The sequence below is a fragment of the Turicibacter sp. genome (assembly GCF_017941855.1).
GTDB lineage: Bacteria > Bacillota_I > Bacilli_A > MOL361 > Turicibacteraceae > Turicibacter > Turicibacter sanguinis.
Genome location: NZ_JAGAVR010000081.1, coordinates 1 through 11,051 on the forward strand (window position 1 = coordinate 1; position 11,051 = coordinate 11,051).

General features: G+C 35.0%; 13 protein-coding genes. 3 read left to right on the forward strand and 10 right to left on the reverse strand.

Annotated elements, in window-relative coordinates:
- Positions 1-195: 195 nt before the first annotated feature.
- The 6 genes from J6D32_RS09335 to J6D32_RS09360 all read right to left on the reverse strand — a co-directional run bounded on the left by J6D32_RS09335 (position 196) and on the right by J6D32_RS09360 (position 4,872).
- The gene (locus J6D32_RS09335) at positions 196-2,055 is read right to left on the reverse strand and encodes an LTA synthase family protein (protein ID WP_006785739.1); all 1,860 of its coding nucleotides are present in this window, start codon (positions 2,053-2,055) and stop codon (positions 196-198) included.
- A gap of 147 nt (positions 2,056-2,202) precedes the next feature.
- Positions 2,203-2,799, reverse strand: a complete 597-nt coding sequence (locus tag J6D32_RS09340) for an ATP/GTP-binding protein (protein ID WP_006785738.1) — start codon at positions 2,797-2,799, stop codon at positions 2,203-2,205.
- 152 nt (positions 2,800-2,951) lie between these two features.
- Positions 2,952-3,449, reverse strand: coding sequence for a YehS family protein (locus tag J6D32_RS09345; RefSeq protein ID WP_006785737.1), 498 nt, complete (start codon positions 3,447-3,449; stop codon positions 2,952-2,954).
- Positions 3,450-3,544: 95 nt separating this feature from the next.
- Complete coding sequence (locus J6D32_RS09350; RefSeq protein WP_155222991.1) at positions 3,545-3,688, reverse strand: hypothetical protein; 144 nt, start codon at positions 3,686-3,688, stop codon at positions 3,545-3,547.
- Between the two features lie 69 nt (positions 3,689-3,757).
- Positions 3,758-4,501 carry a phosphotransferase gene (locus tag J6D32_RS09355; RefSeq protein ID WP_006785735.1) on the reverse strand — a complete coding sequence of 248 codons (744 nt, stop codon included), beginning with the start codon at positions 4,499-4,501 and terminating at the stop codon, positions 3,758-3,760.
- A gap of 95 nt (positions 4,502-4,596) precedes the next feature.
- Positions 4,597-4,872 (reverse strand): CD3324 family protein, encoded by a 276-nt coding sequence (locus J6D32_RS09360; protein WP_009607708.1) that lies wholly within the window; start codon positions 4,870-4,872, stop codon positions 4,597-4,599.
- Positions 4,873-5,387: 515 nt separating this feature from the next.
- Between J6D32_RS09360 and rluF the strand changes: the two genes are divergently transcribed.
- Positions 5,388-6,095 carry a 23S rRNA pseudouridine(2604) synthase RluF gene (gene rluF / locus J6D32_RS09365; RefSeq protein ID WP_006785732.1) on the forward strand — a complete coding sequence of 236 codons (708 nt, stop codon included), beginning with the start codon at positions 5,388-5,390 and terminating at the stop codon, positions 6,093-6,095.
- A gap of 26 nt (positions 6,096-6,121) precedes the next feature.
- Here rluF and J6D32_RS09370 read toward each other — a convergent pair whose 3' ends face one another.
- Entirely contained in the window at positions 6,122-6,811 is a 690-nt protein-coding gene (locus tag J6D32_RS09370; RefSeq protein ID WP_287467599.1) for a DNA alkylation repair protein, read from the reverse strand.
- An 88-nt stretch (positions 6,812-6,899) separates the two neighbouring features.
- Between J6D32_RS09370 and J6D32_RS09375 the strand changes: the two genes are divergently transcribed.
- Both J6D32_RS09375 and J6D32_RS09380 read left to right on the forward strand, forming a co-directional pair.
- Positions 6,900-7,598, forward strand: coding sequence for a DUF434 domain-containing protein (locus tag J6D32_RS09375; RefSeq protein ID WP_129821554.1), 699 nt, complete (start codon positions 6,900-6,902; stop codon positions 7,596-7,598).
- A 103-nt stretch (positions 7,599-7,701) separates the two neighbouring features.
- Positions 7,702-8,619 (forward strand): glycoside hydrolase family 73 protein, encoded by a 918-nt coding sequence (locus J6D32_RS09380; protein WP_006785729.1) that lies wholly within the window; start codon positions 7,702-7,704, stop codon positions 8,617-8,619.
- Between the two features lie 181 nt (positions 8,620-8,800).
- On the opposite strand, the gene J6D32_RS09385 is transcribed toward J6D32_RS09380, so the two are convergent.
- The 3 genes from J6D32_RS09385 to J6D32_RS09395 all read right to left on the reverse strand — a co-directional run.
- The gene (locus tag J6D32_RS09385; protein ID WP_287467600.1) at positions 8,801-9,706 is read right to left on the reverse strand and encodes an aminoglycoside phosphotransferase family protein; all 906 of its coding nucleotides are present in this window, start codon (positions 9,704-9,706) and stop codon (positions 8,801-8,803) included.
- A gap of 221 nt (positions 9,707-9,927) precedes the next feature.
- Positions 9,928-10,362: an MOSC domain-containing protein gene (locus J6D32_RS09390; protein WP_287467601.1), complete on the reverse strand. Its 435-nt coding sequence runs from the start codon at positions 10,360-10,362 to the stop codon at positions 9,928-9,930.
- A gap of 4 nt (positions 10,363-10,366) precedes the next feature.
- On the reverse strand, positions 10,367-11,051 hold a 685-nt coding region (locus J6D32_RS09395), incomplete at its 5' end, for a GTP 3',8-cyclase MoaA (protein ID WP_287467602.1).

Below are 11,051 nucleotides of genomic sequence, written 5' to 3' on the forward strand. Positions count from 1 at the left end.
TGATGAAACACCGTATTGTGCAAACTGTAATCTTGAAGTTGGACCAGGTGGTCGTGTCGATGCCAAATTCCCTGAACAAGATGATTACAATCGTTGTCATCATTGCGTAAATAAATAATAAAAAGAGTTCTAATTTAATAGAACTCTTTTTATTATTTATGCGATACTCCTTTTAAGAATTAGAAGCTAGTGAGGTTATCTTTTAAAGTAATCATCTCGTAACACTTTTTGTCCGATTTCAAACATTTCAATCACTTTAACATCCATTTCTTCCATATAACTTTCAGTTCCTATCTCATCAAAGGATTCATAATATTCTGAATACTTATTATATCTTGCATGATCGGTGATCCATCCATAATCTTCAAAAATAACGGTTGATTCTAATTCACTAAAAATATCAATCCCAAATGCATGCTCATAATCGTAATCTAAATTAAATAAATTCGCCATCGTCGGAACTAAATCAAATACATTCATAACTTTTGATACCGTCTGAGCCTCAATCCCCGGTGTCCAAATCATGAGTGGAACTTTACGAAGCTCTTGCCAATCCCACTCATTTGTTGAATCATATGCCCATAACTTATCGTGATGAATGGGATAAGGATAATGATCCCCATAAATGACAAGAACTGTTTCATCTAAGACTCCCGCTTCTAATAGACGCCCCATAAGCACTTCGATTGATTGGTCGAAGGCATTTTGAGCGGCATAATAATAAACAATTTCTTCGTCATCAGACTGAATAAATGAGCTAACATAATCGTAATTTTCTTGTAGTTCAGTCCGCTGTGTGGTATAGGGCGTATGACCATTCGTCGTAATCACGTAACTAAAGAAACGATCATCTTCAAGAAAAATATCAGACGCAGCATTCATTAAATCCGCATCACTTGGCCAGTTCACCATATACTCCCACTCTTCTAAAAATTCTAAACCAAGTGCTTCTTGGTCATAAAAAGCATCATATCCTAGTGATTCATGATAGGCATCTCGATTATAAAATTCTCCGGTGTTCGAATGATAAGATGTCGCGCTGTATCCTGCCTTTTTAAACACAGACGCAATTGAATTTGGAAACGCGTTGTCGGTGAATTCATAACAAGTTGTGCCATAATTCACTGATGGTACCAACGAGGTATTAGAGATAAATTCCGAGTCACTCGTGGTCCCTTTATAATGTGGGGAATAATAGTTCTCAAAATAAATTCCTTCATTCATTAGTTTATATAATGTTGGGGTCGCCTGTTCATGAATGGCACGGCTGAACAAACTTTCTGCCATAATGTAAACGACGTTTTTCCCTTCAAAAATCCCACTCATCTCATTGTCGATATGCGTATGATTTAATTTTTGAAAGTAGTCGTCAATTTCAGATGTTTGTTGGCCCACTACTTGCGTTTTTTCTTGCTGATGACTGATAGCAAGTTTAATATCTTGTAGTGTATATTGATACAATCCAAATTCACTCATCGCTTTTCCTTTATCAAATAATGTTTCGTATAAATAAACATCATCTTTATATCGACTCCCTTCATTGCTTGCTTGTGTAAAAGTTAGCTTTGTGACAGTACTTAAGATAACAGACAAAATAGTTAAAGTCACGATAATCAGTTGATCATGTCGTGTTCGTTTTTTCGGTGATTTAAACCAATAGCACGCTAATAAAACAAATCCCGTGGGAATTAAAAACAAACTATATTTTAATTCTAATACCCGAAATATCTCCCCACTTACCGTTGATAATTCCATTAAATTCGTCATTTGATTAACAGAAAAAAAAGCTTGATAAAATCGATAATAAATCAATTGTCCCACTGCAATAATGCTAATGAGACTAAACGTCATGCTATAGAAAATAGGTCTTGCGATTCCTTTAAATAATAGCCCAATGGCAGCTAATAAACTACTAAATGAAATCGAAAATAAAATGGCTTTTAATGAAAACCAATCATAACCTGCCATTAATCGAATTAAACTATCGACGCAAACAAAACCCATGATGTATGCCAATGGCATCCCAAAGGTGCTAATTTCTCTCCATTTCTTCATTTTCATCCCCCTTACTCCTTACAATTATATCGAATTTATAATAAATTGTAAAATTTAGGTTAATTTCAAAGCTAATTTAACATGAATAGTCAATAAAGCATTTGATAAATCAAAAAAAATGTCGACCGCCTGGTCGACATTTTTTTATTATTCTGCCATTTCGTCAACACTAATAGGTTGAACGATTTCAGCATCGATTCCGATAATATCCATGATTTTTTCTGAACGTTCTTTGGTTGAACCACTAATCACAGAATATTTCACATTTTCAGCATTTAAGAAGTTTAAGATCGCATCATCCACCATTTGAGCAACTTCTTCATCTTGCCATCTTACGCCATCTTTCTTATAACCAAATTCACGTGGTACAAAGAAGATATAGTCATATTGAGGTAAATCACGAATCGCTAAACTATATAGGTCATTTAAAATTTCAATTTCTTTTTTGGTGCGAGTTTTATCACCTAGCATTAAACGTCCATAAATATAAGGAACGAATGTCGCATAATCCGTTACAGCATAATCGTGTCCATCTAATGCTTTCTCTAAATGTAATTGACCTAAATAAATTCCGTATTGCTCAGAAATTGATTCGATCATGCCTTTATCTCTTAAATAATCAGTACTGTATTCTGTTGCGACTCCAACATTAATATCTCTGATTTTTAAATCCACATATAATTGTTGAATTAACGTTGTTTTTCCACAACGTGGTCCACCTAGGATTGCAATTCTTACCGTCATAGATCACTTCTCCAATTTAAAAAATATTTTTTCTTTTCATACGAAATGCTGTGAGAATTAAATTATATCAATAATTAATACTTTTTTCAACGACAAGTTATTCCATGCTTCGACAACATAAAAAGTCTATCCAATGATAGACTTTTTATTGATTACAAACGTGGTTTTAATGTTAATCCTTTTAAGAAGTTACGAAGATAACGATCGCCACACTGTTTATAATTTTTTTGCCCTTCTTTACGTAACACCGCACTTAATTCACTTTTTGAAATCTGAACGCCTGCTAAAGCTAAAATTTCAAGCATGTCTTCTCCTGTTAAAGAAAGCGCAATTTTTAACTTTTTCATCACGACATTATTAACAGCGTTTTGTTTAATCGCAACAGGTTGCATCGGTTCTTGCCCTTCTTTTTGACCTCGTTTATACACAATTAACCCATTTAAAAACGCATCTAATGTACGATTATTACATTTTAAATTTTCCTCTGCCTCTTGATCTTGGAAAATTCCTTTATCCGGTGACTTAATTAACATTTTTCGAACTTCTTCTTCTGTTAACGTCACGCCACCTAATTTAAATATTTTAAGCATTTGACCGTCTTTTAAGTTTAATGCATATCTGATTCGAATTAAAATATCATTATTATCCATTAAAATGCCTCCATACTATGTCGAATAATCTTTATTATAACACAAATATCGAGGTGAAATTAAAATTCTTTTGATATTCCACTGAGGTGCGTAACTTAGACTGTTCCTAAATCCCCGCTCCATGTGTTTTCGATCCAGTTAATCATTCTCGTATTCGTGTCAGCAAGTTCTTTGTAACCTCCTTGAACAAAAAAGGCAATCATGATCAAGTCAATTGCAATCATCATGGGCTTAATCATTTGCTTTTCTTCAAACGTTAAAATGGTTACTTCGTCATATCCTTTAATCACTTGCTTGAAAAAGATTGATCATCTGTCACGTTTGGCCTCTTCTTGAAAAATACTAGCCAATGCCCCCGTTCCTAAATAACAAACGTCAAATAATCGCGCATTGAGTTGGGTTAAATCAAAATCAATATAGCCGACAATTTCATTATCATTAAAAATGATATTGGCGCCATGAAAGTCACGATGAATCGCCTGTCTTGGAAGATTGTTATAAAGCTCCTTAAAATGATTTATACACGTATTTTTTATGTTTTTTAGTTCAGTTAGTTCCGTTTTAGGTAAGGTTGACGCTGATACATACGTTTCAAGTTCTTCACTCACCCACCCCGATAACTCTTGTAACATATCATTATCCCACAAATCAGTGAGTTTTGGTGTAATTTCTTTTAACCCTTCGTGTAGCGTTGCTAAATGTTGCCCCAGTTCATAACCAAGCTTCGCCTCATCGGCTATAAAATAATCCGTTAATACGGATCCTTTTATTTTTTCACACAAAATAAAATAATAACCATCCATAACGACATAATCTTCGTGATTCACAGTTTGAATCGGGGTTTGCGTTTTAACATTAACCGTCTTTAATAATTTAGATAAATGAATGTGTCGTTTTAATTCCTCTAAATTCTCACTCATTCTCAATAAGTAATCATCATTCACGGTCCAAACGTGTGGTTGACGATTCGTTTCATCACTTATCGCTTCTGTTTCAATCTTCGCCTCCACTAAGTCGTAACAGGCTAATACATTTTTTAATCTAGTACTCATCAAAAATCCCTCCACCTGTATTATGATATCCCACACTTCATCTTATGGCGACCTCATTTATGATTCTGAAAAAAAGATGAGGCAAACAGATTGCCTCATCTTTTTCGTTTTTGTTGCAAAATAATACGTTCAATACTTTTTTGTGATAAACAGTAGTTATGAGCTAAGGTTTCCTTTGATTCCCCAGCTAAAAATTCTGTATAAATATTAGTATTTCGTTGATTCATTTCTTCTCTTATTTTCGTCTTAGTGCCCCACCCGAGTCTACGCTCCTCTTTTTTGGGAATATACAAATATTCGCCATCGACATATTGTTGAATGAGTTCAATAACTTCAAGTGGTAAAACATCTTTCGCTTTAATATAGCACATGTTGCGCCTCCTCAAGATTTATTCAATCTAACATGAGAGTTCGCAAAGGCTATTTAACTAATTAATCGCATAACCTCTGCTACGCGTTCATTGTCGGTTCCATCATCATATATTCCTCCTCTTTTCAGTCCTATTTTACGATTCTTGAGCGTTAAAAACAAGCCTCTAATTTAAATGGTAACCCATTAAACCAAATGTAATCGTTCCATCAAACTATCGTCATTATACGAGTTGAGAATCATATACGAAAATCTTGAATAGTTTGCTTTTATTTACAAGATCACTTGAACTCCCGTCCCGATTAAAAGATATCATTTTGGGATAATCATTCTGATTTGTCTCTACTTTTAAGATAGGTTCAGAAATTTCTTGCTGTATGGAGATTAAAGTGACTGACGTGAGATTTAATCTTGAAATAAAAGGATTTTAGCTAAGTTCCTATCGACAAATTATTTAAAATCACGGTATACTTATGACAGATTGATTTTTTAAACTCCATCAAAGGAAGTGACAACATGCGTTTAAATAAATTTATAAGTGATTCTGGAAAAGCTTCAAGACGTGGGGCTGATAAATTAATTGCGGAAGGACGAGTTAAAGTTAACGGTCGTATTGCTAAAATTGGTGATCAAGTGAAACCTGGTGATGAGGTAATGGTAAATGGAAACATTATCCGTCTTGCTCGTAATCACGTTTATCTTGCTTTAAATAAACCGGTCGGAATTACGTGTACAACAGAAAAAGGAGTCAAAGGAAATATCGTCGATTTAGTTAATCACCCGCTTCGTGTGTTTAATATTGGTCGTTTAGATAAAGATTCTGATGGATTAATTTTACTTACAAATGATGGAGATATTGTCAACGAAATTTTACGTGCTGAAAATAATCACGAAAAAGAATATATTGTATCTGTTGATAAACCAATTACACCTGAATTTATTGAAAAAATGTCTAAAGGGGTTCGAATCTTAGGACAAAAAACATTACCTTGTAAAGTGACACAAATTTCAAAATATGAATTTAACATTATTTTAACACAAGGATTAAATCGCCAAATTCGTCGTATGTGTGAAGTATTAGGATATGAAGTTTATCGTTTACAACGTGTCCGTATTATGAACATTACGCTTGGAAATCTGCCAGTAGGACAATGGCGTGACTTAACCAAAAAAGAAAAAACACGTTTATTCCAAGAATTAAACTATCATCCTCAAGAATGGTAATTGAAAAAGCGAACGTTAGAAATAAACTAACGCTCGCTTTTTTTCATCTTTTTTATCCGTGCTTTCGTCTTCTTATCGACTTGATTTGATTCAATGATTTTTTGCAATGCTTTTTGATAAGTAAAAGGATCTAATGAATGATTTTCTAAGTAAGTCTGAGTCTTTTTTTCTTGTTTAATAAAACAAATTGAAATAGCCCATGCAACTGCCATCTGAGCATAATATCCTTGATGCTTAACCTGATCTAATGTCTCTAGCACAGACTCAATAAACAGATCTTCTATATAATAAATTAACGCCATCACCACAGCAAATCGAACTTCAAATTCATGAGATGATTGAAAATAAGGTTGTAAAAACGTCCAAACTTCCATTTGGTGGTCTTTCGTAAATTTTAACCCTGAACAAAAGCTATCACAGACTGACCAATTATTAATTTTGGGCACAAATTGACGAATCAACTCAAGTTTTGCATCCAAAGGAACCTTGATATAACCAATGATCATGCCTTTTAACATGATTTCTTCAAAGTAAAGTTCGTCATTGTTTTGTAAATATGCTTCATAATCCCTTTTGGAGATTTTTCTAGCCATTTGCCGAAGCTTTGGTAAACGAACTCCAAGTAAATGGTCGGTTCCAGGTAATAGTCGCATTGCGAACCTTTGATAGGTTGGCTCTGCTAACACAAGTAATTCATTTCTGATTGTTTCAATCACAACCCTTACCTCCCTTAACTTCAAGTATACTAATTTTTTGTTTAAAATCAACACGACTCATCCACCCTAATGAGAAGGAGTGGTGTTCATGAAAAAACGTGGCTTTGATATCCATGATACAAAATGGTTTTCAAAGACAGAGCAACTTCGATTAAAACAGGCCAAAGAAGAAATCGAGTGGCTTCTTGATCGAAACTATCCCATCTTACCCGTCGTTAAATTTGTGTCGGATCGCTATCAATTTTCCAATCGCCAACGGGATGCCTTAAAGCGTTGTGTCTGCACACAGTTACAAAAAGAAAGTCGAATCTCTCGTCGATTATCACTTTCAGCCTTAAACCATCAAACAATCTATATTGATGGATTCAACCTGATCATCACCCTTGAAGTCGCCCTATCAGGAGGCACCTTAATTCGTGGCCGTGATGAAATCATTCGCGATTTAGCCGGACTTCGAGGAACATACAAACTCATTGAGCAAACAGAAGAAGCACTGCGACTGATTGGTCAATGCTTAAGCTCTCATCACGTGAACCAGGTTATTTTTTATTTAGATGAACCGGTTTCTAACTCGCGAAATCTCAAATACAAGATTTTAGAGTTTTCAAAATTTTGGAACTTTAAAACAAGCGTGGAATTGGTTCCTAATGCCGATTTAGCTCTTCAACATCACTCCCATATCATAAGTAGTGATGCCATCGTTTTAGACTCTTGCCTCAGTTATTTTAATTTAAGCGAAGATATTATTCAACGATTCATCCCTGACGCGTTCATTTTAACCTTTTAGCCTCATAAATGCGGTATTTCTGTGTGAATCTTTAAATCACATTGCGAAAGTTTGTTAAACTTGCTAAAATTCAACGTATCTAGATGAGAGTAGGTGACGACACATGAAAAAAAGATGGATCTTCCTCTTCCTCATTGGCTTTATGGTCGTGTTTATTAGAGGATTTAAAGATATCGAAACAAAATATGAACTTAAAAAAGAACAGGAACGGATGGCTCATTTGGATGTTTCAGCCCTTGATTTAACGTATCTGGTCAATAAAGTCGATGAATTAGGTGGTGATTTTAATCAATTAAATTGGAAAGAGATAATCGCTTTCATTGGTGTGGAACAAAATAATGAGATGCACCAAATTAGTGATGAGGTCTTAACCTACACGGCCCAAGAATTTATGACGGATACCCATGTGAAAAGTTTTGATGAAGTGGTAGCAGATTCTGACTTTTCAGATGATGAAAAGACGCGTGCTTATCAATATTTAGACGATTTAAAATACGTCGGTTATGTTTCCTCTAAGCTAGAACCAAGCGCTAAAGAGGCACAATTTATTGCCCAACTCGTCCAACCAGCAGAGGCAAATTATTATGAAACGGGCATTTTACCTTCTATCACGATTGCCCAAGCTATCTTAGAATCTAACTGGGGAACATCTGATTTGGCGGTAGCGACACATAATTTATTTGGGATTAAGGCAGACTCACGTTGGGATGGTCCGAGTATGAGCTTTGAAACACTTGAATATGCTGATCAAATGGTAATTGGAACCTTTCGCCAGTATGAAAACTGGCAACAATCAATTGATGATCATGCTGCCTTTTTAGTCAATAATGCTCGTTATCAACAAGCTGGCGTTTTTGAGGCAAAAACGTATCGACTTCAAGCCAAGGCTTTGCAAGATGCTGGCTATAGTACAGCAGAAGATGAACTTGGAAATCGCGTCTATGCGAAACGACTTGGCGAATTAATTCGGCAGTATAATTTACAACTTTATGATCATGAAGTGATGTATGAAGCTTCATAAAAATCAGCTGATGTTGCATATTTTAACGGGGAATCGGGTAAATTAAGCTTATCCTTTGTGGATAAACTCTCTCCAATAGGTGTTTAGACGCCGCTAGTGATAAACACTTATTAAATTTTTTCTTTTATTTTCTTTCGTCATCAAAAACACCCCATCTCTTACCGATGGGGTGTTTTTATTGTTACTCAAGCGTGACATACCAACGTGGTACCACTTGAGTAAAAGAATCATAATCTTTCATTGTTTGTCTACAGCGACGAATCATGCCCTCAATTTCTTCTTGGCCAAACTTAGTAGCCCAAGTAATAGAATTAAGCGCTGCATACGCATTATATAACGCTAAGACTTTCCAAAATTCTTCACTTGGATTCCCTTGAAAATAGCCATGAATTTGACCGATTGAAAACGGGATACTGACCTCAACATTAAATGATTGCACTTTATAAAAATCCTCTACGTAATCACTCACTTGCATTCGATTGAAATCAATGACTCCTACTTCAAAATCTGAAGTTAAAATCAAATTCCCAACATGATAATCTCCATGATTCATGACCACCTTCAAATCATTTAAGTCATCTAAGTGCGATTTAATATAGTTGATAATTTTATCATCTTGCTCAACACGATACCCACAACGTTCATAACGAGCCAATTTTTCAAGCATCTTTTCTTTTTTCGCTAACACATCCACCACTTCTATTGTCGGCAAATCATGAATAGCCTTTAAAATTTTTCCGGCCTTTATTCCTAATTCATATTGCTTCTGCTCACTCAACACTTTTAGTGATGACTCAAGTGACTCTCCGACAACCCAAGTTAATAACATATAAACCATGCTTCCTGCATTACACGTCCCAAATTCAACAGCTCGTGACATCTCAAAGTCTAAAGTATTGAAGTTTTGAATTCGTTCAAACTCTATCCGCTTTGATTGATCCTGTGAAATATCTGATAACCTTAACATATATTCGCGGTTATGAGCGTCTAGTACATAATACTTTACATCACTTGACCATCCTGCTTCAACCTTCTTCACGATTTTAGCAGATTGACAAACCGCAATTGATTTCAAAACAGATTCCATTTTTATATCCTCCTCATCTGGAGTTCCTTGAAAACTAATCTAAACAAACTTCTATTTTACGTTTTCCCCCGATGTTTGTAAAGCGTTTTATTTTTTTTATAAACGATTCACCCTTAACCTATTTTCTTTCGATGTAACCCTCTTTAACCATTTCTAAATCAATACAGCATCAACCTTTTGTAAAAAAAGATGAAAGGAATATCCTTTCATCTTTTTTGGTCTTATTCTTCAATTAAAACGACGCTATCCCCGACTTTGATGTTTCCACTTTTTAAAACTCGTGTGAAAATTCCATTTTTCGGCATGATACATTGACCTACGCGGTAGTAAATCGCACAACGTGTATGACACTCTTTTCCAATTTGTGTGACTTCAAGTAAGGTTTCCCCCACTTGAATCTTTTGTCCAACCGGTAGTTCATTTAGTTTGATCCCCGATACGACTAAATTTTCACCAAACGCTCCAAAATCAACATTAGCTCCTTTTAAATTGAAATCTTCAATTTTTTCAAGTGCTAATAAACTGACTTGACGATGCCATTTTCCAGCATGAGCATCTCCTTTAATTCCGAAATTTTCAATTAGTGTTGCCTCTTGTACCATTTGTTTGGCCGTTCCTTTTTTTTCACTCATACAAATTGCCATGACTTGATTCACGTTGTTACCCTCCAATTTGATTCATAAACTTAACTTCTTCGTCTATATTCTCTTGATTAAATAAATGTTTTTCAGGTTTGTGATAAATTTGTTCATAGATGACGTGTTGCAATGCCTCATCAGTGATACCTGCTCTTATTAAATCTTTTAAACTCACACCAAATTTAAAATGTAAGCATTGCTTCAAAAAACCATCTGCACTCACGCGAATCCGATTACATGATTCACAGAAACAATTACTCACAGCAGAAATAAACCCGACTTTTCCAGGTCCTTGATTCACACAGACATATGTTGCCGGTCCACCTTTATCCGCTTTTCCAACTTCCACAACATCTGAGTAACTAGAGCAAATTGTTTGAAGCACCTCTTCATTTGTCACACCTTTATGCACTTTTCCAACTCCGATGGGCATGAGTTCAATGAAACGAACATCAATTGGTTTTTCTAGCGTTAATCTTACAAAATCTAAAATTTCATCTTGATTCACCTCATCGACAAGGACTGTATTTAACTTTACCTTTAACCCATAAGCTAAACACTCATCAATAAACTTTAAAACATTGGCTAAAATCCCACGACGTGTGATTTGGTGAAATCGATCAGCTTTTAATGAATCTAAACTAATGTTTACCCCTTTAAGACCGTGATGAGCTAATGTCTTCACTTGATCAGATAATACGGTTCCA